The organism is Pandoraea iniqua (assembly GCF_902459685.1).
GTDB classification, from domain to species: Bacteria; Pseudomonadota; Gammaproteobacteria; order Burkholderiales; family Burkholderiaceae; genus Pandoraea; species Pandoraea iniqua.
The window spans coordinates 1025931-1040980 of the sequence record NZ_CABPSF010000003.1 but is presented as its reverse complement, the minus strand read 5'-3'; the positions used below and the strand labels follow the sequence as shown (position 1 = coordinate 1040980).

The window sequence follows — 15050 nt, the reverse complement described above, 5'->3', positions numbered from 1 at the left end:
GGGGTGAACGGTGATGCAACGGAGATTCAATCGCCATGCAACTGTGATTTGTGCGGGCGACAAATGGCTTTTCGGCTGAGACAATTCAGTCATGTCGAAAGACCCACAACAGATGACCTCAGGTCATCCATCAAGCCAAACGGGGGCCAATATGATCCGCACCAACCTTATCGCTGTCTGCCTGTGTCTGGCGGTTGCATTGTTCGGCGGCAACGCCAGTGCCCAGTCATATCTGGGGACGGGTGATCTCGGCAGCATTCGTCAGGTAAATCAGGCGGCGCCCGCGCTGCATCCGTCGACCGGGCTCCGTGCCTCGGCACCTGTTGCCGACGCGCAATCGGCCAGTGAAGCCATCAACCGTGTTGCAAGCGAGCGCAACGGCGCGCAGCCGGGCCCGAGCGCTCAGGACGTCGCCGCAACGCAGCGGGCGCTGGATACGCGCGACTTGCAGCATCCGCGTCAGACCCGCACGTTCGATGCGATTGCCCGTCCGTCGCGGCCTGAGTAATCCTGAGTAATTCTGAGTAATGCAGCGAGCCGCAAGCCAGCAAGCCGTAAGCATTAGCCGTTGGGCGCACCGTTACTGCTATGCCCGGCCGACGCGTGCAGCTGCCGGCGTATCGGGTCGCGCATAAAGTCGACCCAAACGCGGATCTTCGCGTCGAGATGCTGGCGCGAGGCGTAGAGCAGGTACAGATTGACGCTGGCCGACGCGCATTGCGGTAGCAGCGGCACAAGACGGCCCTCGCGTAAATCGTCGGCCACGACGAACGAGGGCAGCAGTGCGATACCCACGCCTTCGCGCGCTGCGATCACCAGCGACGCGGCGGTATCCACCGTGAGCACCGGGTCGATGGCGAGGGGATCGTCATCCTCACCGGAAAATCGCCAGAGCCGGTCGTCGTACGATGGCGCGACCAATTGCAGACACCGATGGGTCACCAGATCCTGCGGCGAGCGCGGCAGACCGTACGTCGCCACATACTCGGGCGAGGCGCAGAACACGCTGCGAATCGGGCCGAGATCGATACCGACCAGATCCGAGGGCGGTAACGCAGCGCTCACCACGAGCGCGACGTCGTACTGGTCTCGTACCAGATCCGGCAGCCGCGGTGCGATGGTCAGGTCGACGCGTACGTCGGGGTAGGCCCGTTGAAACGGCTCGGCCAGCGGAATCAAAAAGCAGTTGGCGATGCTCGCGCTGCAATGCACGCGCAGGCGCCCCCTTGGGTGGTGCGCTGCCCCTTGCGCTTCGCGCTCGCTGAGTTCGACCGCGTCGAGCACGGCCCGCGTTCGCGACAGATAACGCTGGCCGGCTTCCGTGAGTGCCATCGAGCGCGTCGTGCGATGCAGGAGCCGGATGCCCAGATGCGCTTCGAGGGCGGAAATGGCGCGCGTGACTTGCGACGGGGTTTGATCGAGGCGTTGCGCGGTGCGCGAAAAACTTCCGGCGTCCGCCAGAATGACGAACGTCCGCATGCAGTGAAGAAGATCCATCGGATAAAGGCCTGCCGGCAGTGCCGGCCAGCGTCGGTGAAGAGGATATCGGATCAACATCACTCTATCGACGCGGCACCGCTGAGTGCGCTCGCAATGCGGCCTGTCGTCGTCGCGATCCGGACAACTTCAACGACTTCGACGCCGCCAGCTTCTGCCATCGCTACAACTGCCGCAACGGCGATCAGCGCTGTCACCCGCTACCGTCAACGTTCGCGGAAGTATTCACTGGGCGGCACGCCGAGGGTTTTGCGAAACATGGCAGCGAAAGCGCTAGGGCTGTCGTAGCCGTGTTCGAGCGCCAGCGTCAGGATCGGCGTGCCGGTGGCCAGCCTCGGCAGACTGAGCAGCAGCCGCGCATGGCGGCACCAAGCACCGTGGGTCATACCCGTCTCGCGCTTGAAGGTGCGCGCGAGGGTGCGCTCGTTCATATGCGCAGTCTGTGCCCAGCCGGCCAGCGTGACCGGTTGCGACGGATCGTGAATCAGCGCCATGCATAACGCAGCAAGCGCGGGGTGTTGTGGCATTGGCACATGCAGCGAAAGTGCGGGCGCCTGTTCAATCTCGTCGAGCATGAGGGCCACGACGCGTCCGTCGCGGCAGTGCACGTCGGACGTCACTGCCGCGGGCGTCAGTGTCCCGGCGGCGAGAATCAACTCTCGCAGCAGCGGGGTGACGGTAATCACGCGGCATTTGGCCGGCAACGCGGTGCGCACGCCGGGGGCAACGAACACGGTGCGCATCTGCACTTCACCGGCCATTTCGATGGCGTGTTCAGTGTCACCGGGCACCCAGACGGCGCGTCCCGTCGGCACGACCCAACTGCCTTCGTTCGTGCGCACGATCATCACGCCGGCGATGGCGTGAATCAGTTGGCCGTGGCGATGCGAGTGCATGGGATAGGCTGCGCGGGAGGGCGGATCGGTCGCCACGATGGCGACGGGGGGCGGGGCGCTGCCCGTGTGAATGTCAATCAGGATGTCCATTTTGCGACGATGAATGTGCAGTCTTCGCGCGATTGCCGCGCGGTGTTCACCATACCATCGGATCTCCTGATTTGTCTGCTCGCTGCTGCCTGCCATGGTTCTCGTCGCTTCTGCTGTCTCCGGGGCTGTTGTGCCTCGTTTGTCATCACTTGTTTCATCACTGGCTATTGCGCTCACCGGTCTTGCCGGATGTAGCGTAGGACCGAATTATCACGCCCCCGTGCCGACGATCGGGACGCAGGGGGCATTTGCTTCGCTATCGCAAGCCTCCCAACTCCTTCCAGCCCCGCCAGCCCCGCCAGCCCCGGTCACGACCGGCGACGTGCCAACGCACTGGTGGCGCCTGTATCAAGACCCGGTACTCGACGCACTTGTGCGCGACGCGCTCACGCAGAACCGCGATCTCGCGGTCGCAGCAGCGCGCGTGCAGCAGGCGCGGGCAGTCTTTGACGAAACCGGCGCCATGCGGCTGCCACAGACCGACGCATCGTTTGGCGTGCAGTACGGCAAACCGGCCGCCGATCAGACCGTCGCCGCCAGTCGTGGCACGCAGGCCAACACCCGATGGGCCTGGGCACCGTCGTTTGCGTTGTCTTGGGAAGTCGATCTCTGGGGCCGCGTGGGGCATGCGATCGATGCTGCCGAGGCGGAAGCGGACGCCTCGCTTGCCGACGCGCAGGCGATGCAAGTGGTGGTTGCGGCGCAGACGGTGGCGGCTTACGCGCAGGCCTGCGGCTTTGCGCAGCAGCGCGACGTGGCGCAGCGCACGCTCGATATCGCCACGCATATTGCCGACCTGACACGCACACAGCAGGTGCGTGGGTTGGTCTCGACGCTCGAAGTCATTCGCGCTCAGGCGTTTGTCGACGACACCCGCGCGAGCTTGCCGGTGCTTGAGGGTAACCGGCGTGCCGCGCTCTATGAGCTTGCCGTGCTCACCGGGCGGCCCCCGGCGACGCTGCCCGCGCCAGCCGAGCAGTGTCAGCGAGTGCCTGCGCTTGCACAGCCATTTCCCGTGGGCGACGGTGCGAGCTTGTTGCAGCGGCGGCCCGATCTGCGCGCGATGGAGCGACGGCTCGCGGCGGCGACCGCGCGTGTCGGGGTGGCAACAGCAGACCTCTATCCGGGTATTTCGCTGGGTGGCGGCGTGGAGTGGTTGTCGACATCGGGCAGTCTCGCGTCGCTGGGCAATCGTTATAGCGTGAGCTGGGGCGTAGGCCCGCTCATCCGCTGGCAGATCCCGAACATGACGGCCAGCCGCGCGCGTCTGGCCGCCGCTCGGGCAGATGACATCGCCTCGCTTGCGGCATTCGACGCGCGCGTGCTTGTCGCACTCAAGGAAACCGAGCAAGCGCTTACGCACTACGGCGCGCAATGGGCTCGCCGTGATGCGTTGCGGGCATCCCGCGCGCAACACGCACAGGCGTTGATGCTGGCCGAGCGCAGTTATCGGGCGGGTGCCATCGACTTCCTCGAACTGCTTGACGCGCAACGCTCGCTCGCCGTTGCCGATGCGGCGCTGGCGCAAAGCACGCTGCGCGTTGCCGACGATCAGGTGGCCGTTTTCCGCGCCTTGGGTGGCGGATGGCAGCCCGATGCAGAGGCGCTACCCCAGCCGGTTCCTCACAAAACGGCAGCGCGCTGACGCTGCCCGGATCTCCCCCTGAAAAGGCGACGCCGCCTGACTGACTGCGCTCGCCCTGAAACCGATGCCACCGACGCGACGTGCACGGCTTCCCTTTCTTTGCCCGACCTTTCTTCGAGAGTCTTGTCATGAGTTCTGTAGCCTTGCCCGGTCAGCCACTGCGTGTGCGCCGGAAGACGTGGATGCTTGCCGCCGGTGCGGCCCTGAGCGTTGCCGCCATCGCAGGTGGCGCACATTGGTGGCTGACCGGCCGCTTCTTCCAGTCGACCGACGATGCCTACGTGCGCGCCGATACCGTCACCGTCAGTCCGCGCGTGGCCGGTTACGTCAGTCGGGTTGTGGTGGACGATAACCAGCGCGTGAAGCACGGCGATGTGCTGGTGCAGCTTGACGATCGCGACTACCGCGCACGCGTGACGCGGGCGCAGGCGGCAGTGCAGGCGGCGACGGCCGACGTGCAGGCGCAGACCGATGCGGCGGCGACGCTCGATGCAGAGTTGATGCGCCAACGCAGTGTCATCGCACAGGCACAGGCGGAAGTCGCAGGCGCGAGCGCCGAAGCGCGGCGACAGACTGCCGATGCCGCACGCTATCGCGATCTGCTTGGCGATGGGGCCGCCAGCCAGCAGCGCTGGGAACAAGCCGCTGCCGAAGCGAGCAAGGCGCAGGCGGCACTGGCGCGGACGCGGGCGGCCGGTGATACACAAGTGGCGCAGCAGACCGTGCTTGCACGGCGTCGCGAGCAAAGCAAGGCGGCAATTGCACAAGCGCAGGCGCAGCTCACCGCAGCACAGGCAGCGCTCGTGTTGGCGGAGAACGATCTTGTGCACACGACGGTGCGCGCAAGCCGCGACGGCACCGTCGGTCAGCGCACGGTACGGGCAGGGCAATACGTCGAGACCGGCACGCCGTTGCTCGCGCTGGTGCCACTCGATGACGTGTATGTGGTCGCCAACTTCAAGGAAACGCAGATCACGCGCATGCAGCCGGGGCAGCCCGTCGATATCGATATCGACGCATTTCCCGAGCACGCGCTGCATGGCCGCGTGACTGGCTTCGCGCCGGGCTCGGGGGCGGAATTCGCGTTACTGCCGCCCGACAACGCGACGGGTAACTTCACCAAGATCGTGCAGCGTATTCCCGTGAAGATTCGATTGGATCGAACGCAGAACGGCGGGCGAGGCGTGCCCGCACTTCGCCCCGGGATGTCAGTGATCGCTCGCGTCGATACACGTTCTGACTTGCGTCCTGATCAGCAGTCGGACAATGGGGCGGCGCAATGAGTACGGCATCGTCCACGCCGGGCGCGGGTGATGACGCATCGGAAAAATCTTCCGAGCATGTGTCGCTGCGGGCTTGGGTTGCGGTGCTGGGGGGCGTGTTCGGTTGCTTCATGGCGGGCATGAACGTGCATGTGACGAACGCCTCGTTACCGGATATTCGTGGCTCGCTCGGTGCCAGTTTTGAAGAGGGCTCGTGGATCACCACAGCATATCTCGTGGCGGAAATCATCGTGATTCCGCTGACTGGATGGCTGGTGTCGGTGTTCTCGGCAAGGCGCGTGCTGGTGGTTGGCACCAGCGGCTTTCTGGTCTTCTCGCTGGCGTGTTCGCTTGCGCCCGATATCAATACGATGATCGCGGCGCGGGCGTTACAGGGCGCCTTCGGCGGGGTGCTGATTCCGATGTCGTTTCAGTTGATCGTGTCCGAGTTGCCGGTGTCGCGACATCCGTTGGGTATGGCGCTTTTCGCCGTTGCCAACAATGTGGCGCAGGCGGCGGGGCCGTCGTTGGGCGGGTGGCTCACCGACATGTACTCATGGCGCTGGATTTTCTATTTGCAGATACCACCGGGCCTGGCGTTGCTTGCCGCCATCGGTTGGGCGATCAAGCCAGCGCCCGTGCATCTCGATCAGCTCAAACGAGCCGACTGGTTCGGCATCGGAGCGATGGCTGTCGGTTTGAGTGCGTTACAGATCGTGCTGGAGGAGGGCGGTCGCAAGGACTGGTTTGCGTCGCACGAAATCACGCAACTGGCGATCGTTGCGGTCGTGGGGTTGGGCGTGTTCGTGTGGACGCAGTGGCATCGCAAGACGCCGTTCATCAATCTGCGGTTGCTGGGACGATACAACTTCGGTGTGGCCAGTCTGATGCAGTTCTTGTTCGGTGCGGTGGTGTTTGGGGTGGTGTTTCTGGTGCCGAACTACTTTGCCGAATTGCATGGTTTCAGCGCACGCGATATCGGTCTGACGATGATTCCGTATGGCGTCGTGCAGTTTGTGATGTCGTTTCTGACGCCACCGCTCATGCGACGGATCGGTGCCCGACCGACCATCATTCTGGGCTTTGCGCTGGTGGCGGCGGGTTGCCTGATGAACATCCACCTCGACGCCAACGCGGGCACCAACGTCATTGTGCCGTCGCTGATCGTGCGAGGGATCGGACAGTCGTTGGTGGTGATTGCGTTGTCGGTGATGGCGGTGGCCGGCATCGAGCGGGCGCAGGTCGGCTCGGCATCGGGCGTCTTCAACATGGTGCGCAACGTCGGTGGGGCGATCGGTATTGCGGTGGCGAGTCAGATTGTCGTGGAGCGTCAGAAACTGCACGCGATGCGCATTGGCGAGTCGGTCACGCTCTATGCGGAGGCGTTTCGCGAGCGCATGCAGGTGCTGAGCGGATGGCTGGCGCACGGCCACGGTGCGCCCGGCAATGTGCGCGAAGCAGCGCTGTCGCTGATGCAACAGCGCGTGATGCGCGAGGCGCTTTTCATGGCGTATAGCGACACGTTTCTACTTGCCGGCATCGCAATGATCGCGTGTACCGGGGCAGCGTTTCTGCTCAAGACTAAAAAACCGCAAGCCGCCGCGACGGCTAAATAGTCATGGGCCGGTGGCGGTGCGCCACTGACTGGAGAAACGAAAGTTTGCTTAGTTTGCTCGGTCAGCTTATTCGGCAAGTGCCGGAATCGCACCCTCCTGAAACAGAACTCGCGGCGAATCCATCGTGCCGGACTCGTCATCGACCAGTACTTCGTAGGCGGCGATGCCGGCAAAACCCGAGGCCATGGCTTGCGCGATACGCACGGCACCGAATTCGGTACTGGCTTGGCGAAGCTCGCCGGGTTGCAGGGCGCCGTCCTTGTTCTTGCGATAGGGCACGACGATGAATTTGACGGATTTCGGATCACTCACGATGCAACTCCCCAAGGAACATTGGTGAAGGGAATGTAGCACAAGATACTGTACAAAAAAACAGTAATGTTTAAATGTACAGTGTTTTTTGAGAGTGATCGATGACGTCACATCCGCGTTGACCGGGATCGCGTCATTGCTTGCGCGCGCGCGTTGCGAGAAACGTGGGCAAAAAGCGATCGACAACGAAGCGCGGGTTGGGCTGCTCGTCTTCGTAAAAACCTTCGATAACGAAGCCGGCGTCGAGTTGTCCGCCGATCAAGTCGCCGAGTGAATGACCGAAGACCAACGCTTCACCGGCGTCGCGCTTCTTTTGAAGCTGGTCGGGCGGCAGATCATTCAGATCGGCGTAGGGCAGTTTGTATTGCGGACGGATCAGGCCTTGTTTCGCAAAGTCGGGATCACGGTCGCCGATGAACACGACCGGGTTGTAGAAACTTGAGAGCAATGTGCCACCGGCTTTTAATACGCGATGGCATTCGCGCCAGACCGGGCGCACATCGGGCACATAAAGATTCGAGATCGGGTGAAAGACGATGTCGAACGATGCGTTATCGAACGCGCTTAAATCTCGCATGTCGCCTTGGCAGGTGTTTAGCGTGAGGCCGTCGCGCTCAGCGACTTTGCGATCCTGTTCAAGCTGCGCGTCCGAGATGTCGAAGACGGTGACGAGCGCGCCGGCTGCGGCAAGCACGGGGGCTTGTTGCCCGCCTGCGGAGGCGAGACAGAGGATGCGTTTCCCGGCAACATCACCCAGCCAATCCTTTGGCAACGGACGCGGCGTGAGATGCACGTTCCAGTTGCCAAGTTTGGCCGACGCCACCGTTTCCGGGCTCACGGGACGTGACCACTCACGCACCTCAGTCGCTTGTTTGTCCCATGCGGCGCGATTGTGCGAGAGAAAGTCGAGCGGGGGCGTGGGAGTGGGTGTCGTGGACATCAGCGGTATTGCGCGGGTGGGGTGTGTTTCAGCCGCCGGCGAGTTTCTTGGTCAGGTTTTCGAGAAGGCTGTGCAGGTACGCTGCATCGCGCTCACCAGAAGCTGCCGGGTCGGTGACGCCCTTCGATCCTGTCAGGGGAATGCCTTGAGCCTTGATGAGCTCCTGGACGAAGGTACGTGCAATTTGCCGGGCTTCCGGCAGTTCGTAGAGGGCCATGTTGTGACTCCGATGTTGTGACAAGAGCCGCGATTGTGCCATAGCGGTTGAATAAGCCCGTGGCAGCTGCGACGGCGCGCAGCCGGACACGTCTCGTTGCGACTCCGTCAGATGGAGGATGCCCACGTGGTCGGCGGCTCATACAATCGCATGAAAACGGAAGGGGGCAGCGATGCGAAGCATACTCGGAGCGTTGTTAGCGGGCGTCTCGATAGGGGTGTCTGCACAGGGGAACAACTGCGATTGCCAGCAGATCGTCGGGGCATGTGCTGCCTCGATCGTGGTGGTTCCGACGGAATCCACAAAGGGGAGTTATGGGGCGGATATCAAGATCACGTCGACCAGCCCGATGTGTGCCAAGGTCGATTACTACGTCGACGGGACACCCTACTTCACGATTCTCAGTCAGGGAAATCAAGGCGACGATCGCGTCTTCGGAACCCAGCCGATAACGCGAAAGAATGTTTCCGATGTGAGCTGCAAGGTTTGCCGGCAAGTTGGCGGCAACGTTGCAAAACCATCGGATAACGAAGTGAAGCGCGCGCTGGGTGTGGGCGGGCGATGGCACGCATCGGCGTGTCCGGGCGCGCCGGGATGGTGGGGCGGCGGCGGTCCGCCGCGTGACGTGACCGTGACGTTGAGCGCGAATGGCGGGACAGTCTCCGGCACGCTGAGCGAGCACAGCCCGGCGTACTCGTATTCGGCATCGCTGACCGGGACGCTCGCATCTGGGAGCGCACGGGTGAGCAGCAGTGTCGGCAGCACACACGAAATGTCGCTGTCGCCGGATGAACAGACGCTGACCGATCGCTGGTGCAACAAAGACGGTGGCTGCGCCGTTTGCGCCATGACCCGAGAGTGAGGGCAGTGGCGGAAGTGACGGTAGTGAGGTCGACGAACATGTCTTGAACGGCGCCGCAACGCCACGCGTTAGAATCGGCTTTCATGCCTGTTCCTGTGCGCCTTTGCCGTGAGTGAGTTGCGTCATGCCGATCAATTACCTGCGAGGATTCACCCAACCCGTGCGCACAGAGGCGGCCAATCGACGGCTGGGGTGCTCGCTGGCGTTCGTTGCCGGTGCCGCGAACGCGGGCGGCTTTCTCGCGGTCGGGCAGTACACATCGCACATGTCCGGCATCGTGGCATCGCTCTCAGATGATCTGGTGCTGGGACAGTTGGTGTACGTGCTCACCGGCGTCAGCGCACTTCTCGCGTTTCTCTTCGGTGCAGCCACTTCCTCCATTCTCATCAACTGGGGACGCCGTCATCAGACCCACAGCGCCTATGCCGCGCCTTTGTTGCTGGAGGCGGCGCTACTCATTGGTTTCGGCCTGCTGGGGGCGAGTCTCGAACATCATCGATGGCTGTTTGCATCCGCGACGGTCGCACTGTTGTGCTACGTAATGGGGCTTCAGAACGCGATCATCACGAAGATATCGAAGGCAGAAATTCGGACGACGCATGTCACCGGTTTAGTGACCGACATCGGCATCGAGCTGGGAAAAATGCTGTACTGGAATCGACCGGGTCTGATGGCAGAACCGCAACGGGTCGCGGCCGATCAAGGCAAGCTTCGCCTGCTGGCATCGCTGCTCGGCATGTTCTTTCTCGGCGGCGTCGCGGGTGCCCTCGGTTTTAAACATCTTGGCTTCGTGTCGACGGTGCCGCTGGCACTGATTCTTATCATGCTGGCGATCGTGCCGTTGCTGGATGATATTTCGCATCGACCGATGCGGTGATGAATTCAACAGGACACCGACGCTTTAATCGAGTATGGTCAGGTCTGCTGTTTTGGCATGGCAAACAGAAGTCACGGATTGACTGCGGCGGAGCACAACGGATTCGCCGTCGCTTGAACGCACCGCGATGTTCCGACACCAGGAGAGCATGAATGAAGAATGCGATTCTCGTTGCACTGTTGCTGTCCTCCCAAGCGATGTTGGCCAGCGCCGAAACATCGCCAGCGCTGAATCGAACCGAGGTCAGCCGCGCTGAGCAAGCGGTCATCTGGGCGATGCCGGCCGTCAATACCGATCTGATGCGGCAAGCCGCCATCAAGGCAGGTGCCGGGGAGAACCAGATCGTCTATTGGTCGCGTCCGGTGGACTGGCGCAACCAGACGCTCACGCCCAATCCGGATGCGATCTACCTGATGCCGTTCTTCAATACGAAGCAAGGGCCGATGGTGCTCGAGATTCCGCCGGCGGGTCCGAATGGCTCGATCACCGGCAACATTGACGATGTGTGGCAGATGCCGCTCGAGGATGCTGGTCCTTCAGGGGCGGACAAGGGGGCCGGTGGCAAGTACTTGATACTTCCGCCGAACTATCGCGGTCAGATTCCGAAGGGCTACATCGTGCTGCGTTCCCCGACGTACAGCGGCTATGCATTGATCCGCTCCACGTTGCGCAGCCACAGCGATGCCGACGTTGCCGAAGCTGTCGCTTATGGCAAGCGGGTCAAGCTGTATGCACTGGCGAATGCCGCGAAGCCGCCGCCGACGCGGTTCGTCGACGCCAACAATGCGCTCTTCGATTCGACGATCCCTTACGACATTCGCTACTTCCAGTCGTTAGATCGTATCGTCCAGAACGAACCTTGGCTCGAACGGGACAAGGTCATGATCGATTTGCTCCGATCCATTGGCATTGAGAAAGGAAAACCGTTCGCTCCTGACGACAGGAGAGTTGCCACGCTCAACGAGGGCGCGCGCAACGCGCACGATTGGATTGCCTATCAGTCGGAGCGGGCCTACGAACCGTATTTTCCTAACACGCGTTGGGTGGTTCCCGCGGCATCGGCGTTGGTTCAGGATGCGTCGAAGGGGTACACGGAGCCCGACATCTATCCAGTCGATGCGCGCGCGATTGTCTATTCGATGGGGTATGTGGGTATCAAGCGTTTGGGCGCGGGGCAGTTTTATCTGCTGTCGTGGCAAGACAAGGACGGGGCGGCCCTCGATGGCGGGCAGCAATATCGGCTGACGGTGCCACGCGACGCGCCGGTGCGCCAGTATTGGTCGGTGACGGCATATAGCCGCGCCACGCATGCGCTTATCAAAGACGTGCCGGGCGCGAGCCGTTCATCGCAAGTCCCCGACATGGAGAAGGGGCCCGACGGTTCGGTGACGATTTACTTTGGTCCGGAAGCGCCATCGGGCCATGAGAAGAACTGGGTGCCAACGAAGCGCGGAGAGAAGTTTGAGTTGCTGTTCCGTTTATACGGACCCACGCAGCCGCTCTTCGACAAGACGTGGGTGCTACCGGATCTTGTGAAGGTCAATTAATACTGAGGTGCCAACATGTCATTGCACATGTCGAGGGTGATTCTTTACGTTCGCAACGTCAGCTTGCTTAGCGCGTTCTATCAAAAGCACTTCGATCTTCCTGTGGTCGAGGAAATCGTGGGCGAGTGGGTTGTCCTTCGTGCCGGCGCTGTCGAACTTGCGCTGCATCTGGTTGGCGAGCCATTTCGGGGCCAGTTGCCGACGGGAACTCAGTCGAACGCCAAATTGGTGTTCACCGTGCCCTCAGGACTGCCCGAGTTGCGTGAGCGCCTGATCCACGATGGCGTGCGCATGCGCGAGCTCAAGCGATTTGACGGCTTTCCCTTATTGATGTGCGACGGCGAAGACCCGGAAGGCAATGTGTTCCAGCTCGCGCAGCTTGACTGATTTGAAACGAAAAAAACCGCACAGCCAAAGACTGTGCGGGTTTTTCTATTCTGGTCGGGGCGAGAGGATTTGAACCTCCGACCACCTGCACCCCATGCAGGTACGCTACCAGGCTGCGCTACGCCCCGTGAGAGACACATCGTTAAATGTATCGCTCGAAAGCAGGCGATTATAGCAGAGCTTTTTGCAGGAATGAAAGCGTCTGTGCGCATTCTCCGCATATTTTTTCTTCCTCCTACATCACACGCCCGAGGCGTCCTCCTCCTGCATCGCTCTCGCATCCGTCGCCAGCGCACACCTGAACCCCATGATGGTTATCCCGAATGTCGCATTCAGGGGGCCTCCTCATAATGGAATCCTGCCTATCGAGGCTTGGAGACAAGCGATGCCGCATATCCAGGGATTCGACGCCGCACGTGACCTCTTGCTCGCGCAGCGCGCCCACTACGACGTGGCGTACCGTGACTTCCGCTGGCCCGTGCTTACCCGCTTCAACTGGGCCCTCGACTTCTTCGATCCGCAAGCACAGAACAACGCCCAACCCGCCCTCTGGGTCGTCGAAGAAGACGGCAGCGAAACGCGCCTCTCTTTCGCTCAGATGTCCGCCCGTTCAAATCAGGTCGCTAACTTCCTGCGCGCCCAAGGCGTCGCGCGTGGCGACTGCGTGCTGTTGATGCTGCCTAATCAGGTCGAACTCTGGGACCTCATGCTCGCCTGCATGAAACTCGGCGCCGTCATGATTCCCGCCACCACGTTGCTCGCCGCCGGCGATCTCGTCGATCGCATCGAACGCGGCCGCGTGCGCCATGTCGTCACCACCACACGCGACGCGCCCAAGTTCGACAACCTGCCCGGCAACTACCAACGCATTGCCGTCGGCGAACATCCGCCCGATGGCTGGACTTCTCTCGCGCCCGCCTACGACGAACCCGATACGTTCACGCCCGAGGGCACCACGCTCGCCACCGATCCGCTGCTGCTGTACTTCACGTCGGGCACTACGTCGCGTCCGAAGCTCGTGCTGCACACGCATCAAAGTTATCCGGTCGGGCACCTCGCCACCATGTACTGGCTCGGCCTGCAACCGGGCGACGTGCACTGGAACATCAGCTCACCCGGCTGGGCCAAGCACGCGTGGAGCTGCTTCTTCGCCCCTTGGAACGCGGGCGCGACGATCTTTATCTACAACTTCTCACGCTTCGACGCGCGCGCCGCACTCGAGACCGCCGCGCGCTGTGGCGTCACAACCCTCTGCGCGCCGCCCACCGTGTGGCGGATGATGATTCAGGAAGACCTTGCCCGGCACCCGGTGAAATTCCGCGAACTGATCGGCGCAGGCGAGCCGCTCAATCCCGAAGTGATCGATCAGGTCAAACGGGCGTGGAACATCACGATTCGCGACGGCTACGGACAAACCGAAACGTGCTGCCAGATCGGCAACTCGCCGGGACAACCCGTCAAGGCCGGGGCGATGGGGCGGCCGATGCCCGGCTATCGTGTCGTCTTGCTCGACCACGATGGCGTGCCGGCCGACGAAGGGGAGATCGCACTCGTCATCTCGCAGCGCCCGACCGGACTCATGCAAGGCTACGAAGACGATCCGGAGAAAACCGCCGACGTCATGCGCGATGGCTACTACCGCACGGGCGACGTCGCCATGCGCGACGACCACGGTTACTACACCTACGTCGGGCGCGCCGACGATGTGTTCAAAGCCTCGGATTATCGAATCAGCCCATTCGAGCTCGAAAGCGAACTGATCAAGCACCCGGCCGTGGCAGAGGCGGGTGTCGTGCCCAGCCCCGACCCCGTGCGGCTCGCCGTACCCAAGGCGTTCGTGTCGCTTCGCACCGGTTTCGTCGCGGACGATAAGCTTGCACTCGATATCCTCCGCTTCTGCCGCGATCATCTGGCACCGTACAAGCGCATTCGCCGTCTGGAGTTCTGTGAATTGCCGAAGACCATTTCGGGCAAGATTCGACGCGTCGAACTGCGCCGTACGGAAGAGGGGCGAAGTCTCGACGCCCGGCGCGAACTTGAATTCTGGGATGTCGATTTCGCCGACTTGAAGTGATGCGGTGGGGCGCTCGCCCCACGCCGCCTGCGACTTGCCTACCGGCTTCAGCGCATGTGCTGAATCACAAGCTCGGCACCCAGCATCGCGAGACCGACAAAGAAGCACCGGCGGAACACTGGTGCGCTTACCCGGCCACGCACCCATTGGCCGAAGAACATCCCGCCGAGCGCCGGTGCCAGCGCCAGCAGCGACACGCCGATGGCATGCCCATGAAAGATGCCGTCGCGCGCCAGCCCGGCGGCGAGCGCCACCGTCGACACGGTGAACGACAAACCCAGCGCCTGCACCAGATCGTCCTTGTCGAGTTCGAGTGCTTGCAGGAAAGGCACCGCCGGAATCACGAACACCCCGGTGGCTGCCGTGACCAGCCCCGTGATCACGCCAATCCCGCCGCCCAACGCGCTCACGCGCCCGCTCGTCCATGTCTGCGGAATACGCATACGCACCGCCGCGAGCCCCAGCGCCGCGTAAGCCAGCAACGCCACGCCCAGTGCAATGCCGGGCGTATTTCCGCCGTCTGCCAGCCACCCGCCACCGGCCCACGTGCCGATGCAGATACCCACCAGCATCGGCCACAGCCGTTTCGCCAGCGCTATGAAACGCGGGCCGGCGAGCAACTGCCAGACGTTGGTGACCAACGAAGGCACGATCAGCAGGGCGGCAGCTTCGGCCGTCGGCATTGCCAGCCCGAGCAGCCCGACGGCAACCGTCGGCAAACCGAGCCCGATCACGCCTTTGACAAAGCCGGCGAGCAAAAAGGTAACGAGCCCCAGCGAGAGCAGGGGGATGAGGTCGGTAAGGTGTTGTGTATTCATCATGCTGCCC

The 15050-nt window shown here is 62.4% G+C and carries 15 protein-coding genes and 1 tRNA gene; 9 read left to right on the top strand and 7 right to left on the bottom strand.

All coding sequences use genetic code 11. The features are described from left to right. Nucleotides 1-151: 151 nt before the first annotated feature. Entirely contained in the window at nt 152-508 is a 357-nt protein-coding gene (locus PIN31009_RS15505; RefSeq protein ID WP_150790813.1) for a hypothetical protein, read from the top strand. Between the two features lie 53 nt (nt 509-561). Here PIN31009_RS15505 and PIN31009_RS15500 read toward each other — a convergent pair whose 3' ends face one another. Together PIN31009_RS15500 and PIN31009_RS15495 are read right to left on the bottom strand one after the other, a co-directional pair. Beyond that, on the bottom strand, nt 562-1497 hold the full coding sequence (locus tag PIN31009_RS15500) for a LysR family transcriptional regulator (protein ID WP_174997193.1): 936 nt from the start codon (nt 1495-1497) through the stop codon (nt 562-564). A gap of 206 nt (nt 1498-1703) precedes the next feature. Continuing rightward, nucleotides 1704-2483: an AraC family transcriptional regulator gene (locus PIN31009_RS15495; protein ID WP_150790811.1), complete on the bottom strand. Its 780-nt coding sequence runs from the start codon at nt 2481-2483 to the stop codon at nt 1704-1706. 94 nt (nt 2484-2577) lie between these two features. On the opposite strand from PIN31009_RS15495, the gene PIN31009_RS15490 reads away from it, so the two are divergent. The 3 genes from PIN31009_RS15490 (at nt 2578) to PIN31009_RS15480 (ending at nt 7006) form a co-directional block, all read left to right on the top strand. Next, a complete protein-coding gene (locus PIN31009_RS15490) occupies nt 2578-4128 on the top strand; it encodes an efflux transporter outer membrane subunit (RefSeq protein ID WP_150790810.1) in 1551 nt (516 codons plus the stop codon). A gap of 128 nt (nt 4129-4256) precedes the next feature. After that, a complete protein-coding gene (locus PIN31009_RS15485; RefSeq protein ID WP_150790809.1) occupies nt 4257-5411 on the top strand; it encodes an HlyD family secretion protein in 1155 nt (384 codons plus the stop codon). Beyond that, the gene (locus tag PIN31009_RS15480; RefSeq protein ID WP_150790808.1) at nt 5408-7006 is read left to right on the top strand and encodes an MDR family MFS transporter; all 1599 of its coding nucleotides are present in this window, start codon (nt 5408-5410) and stop codon (nt 7004-7006) included. The genes PIN31009_RS15485 and PIN31009_RS15480 overlap by 4 nt, the downstream gene beginning before the upstream one ends. A gap of 66 nt (nt 7007-7072) precedes the next feature. On the opposite strand, the gene PIN31009_RS15475 is transcribed toward PIN31009_RS15480, so the two are convergent. From PIN31009_RS15475 to PIN31009_RS15465, 3 genes are all read right to left on the bottom strand, one after another. Continuing rightward, entirely contained in the window at nt 7073-7318 is a 246-nt protein-coding gene (locus PIN31009_RS15475) for a hypothetical protein (RefSeq protein WP_058378207.1), read from the bottom strand. Between the two features lie 133 nt (nt 7319-7451). Then, a complete protein-coding gene (locus tag PIN31009_RS15470) occupies nt 7452-8258 on the bottom strand; it encodes a class I SAM-dependent methyltransferase (protein WP_150790807.1) in 807 nt (268 codons plus the stop codon). 28 nt (nt 8259-8286) lie between these two features. Next, nucleotides 8287-8475, bottom strand: coding sequence for a hypothetical protein (locus tag PIN31009_RS15465; protein WP_058378210.1), 189 nt, complete (start codon nt 8473-8475; stop codon nt 8287-8289). 532 nt (nt 8476-9007) lie between these two features. Here PIN31009_RS15465 and PIN31009_RS15460 point away from each other — a divergent pair. The 4 genes from PIN31009_RS15460 (at nt 9008) to PIN31009_RS15445 (ending at nt 12148) form a co-directional block, all read left to right on the top strand. Continuing rightward, nucleotides 9008-9337, top strand: coding sequence for a hypothetical protein (locus PIN31009_RS15460; protein WP_150684476.1), 330 nt, complete (start codon nt 9008-9010; stop codon nt 9335-9337). A gap of 124 nt (nt 9338-9461) precedes the next feature. Beyond that, entirely contained in the window at nt 9462-10214 is a 753-nt protein-coding gene (locus PIN31009_RS15455; RefSeq protein ID WP_150684475.1) for a YoaK family protein, read from the top strand. Between the two features lie 152 nt (nt 10215-10366). Then, a complete protein-coding gene (locus PIN31009_RS15450) occupies nt 10367-11761 on the top strand; it encodes a DUF1254 domain-containing protein (protein WP_150790806.1) in 1395 nt (464 codons plus the stop codon). Between the two features lie 15 nt (nt 11762-11776). Then, nucleotides 11777-12148, top strand: coding sequence for a VOC family protein (locus tag PIN31009_RS15445; protein ID WP_150790805.1), 372 nt, complete (start codon nt 11777-11779; stop codon nt 12146-12148). Between the two features lie 51 nt (nt 12149-12199). Here the strand turns inward: PIN31009_RS15445 and PIN31009_RS15440 are convergent. Continuing rightward, a tRNA-Pro gene (locus PIN31009_RS15440) sits at nt 12200-12276 on the bottom strand. A 257-nt stretch (nt 12277-12533) separates the two neighbouring features. On the opposite strand from PIN31009_RS15440, the gene PIN31009_RS15435 reads away from it, so the two are divergent. Further along, a complete protein-coding gene (locus tag PIN31009_RS15435) occupies nt 12534-14222 on the top strand; it encodes an AMP-binding protein (RefSeq protein WP_150790804.1) in 1689 nt (562 codons plus the stop codon). A 47-nt stretch (nt 14223-14269) separates the two neighbouring features. Here the strand turns inward: PIN31009_RS15435 and PIN31009_RS15430 are convergent, their stop codons facing one another. Continuing rightward, entirely contained in the window at nt 14270-15043 is a 774-nt protein-coding gene (locus tag PIN31009_RS15430) for a sulfite exporter TauE/SafE family protein (protein WP_150790803.1), read from the bottom strand. Between the last annotated feature and the right edge of the window lie 7 nt (nt 15044-15050).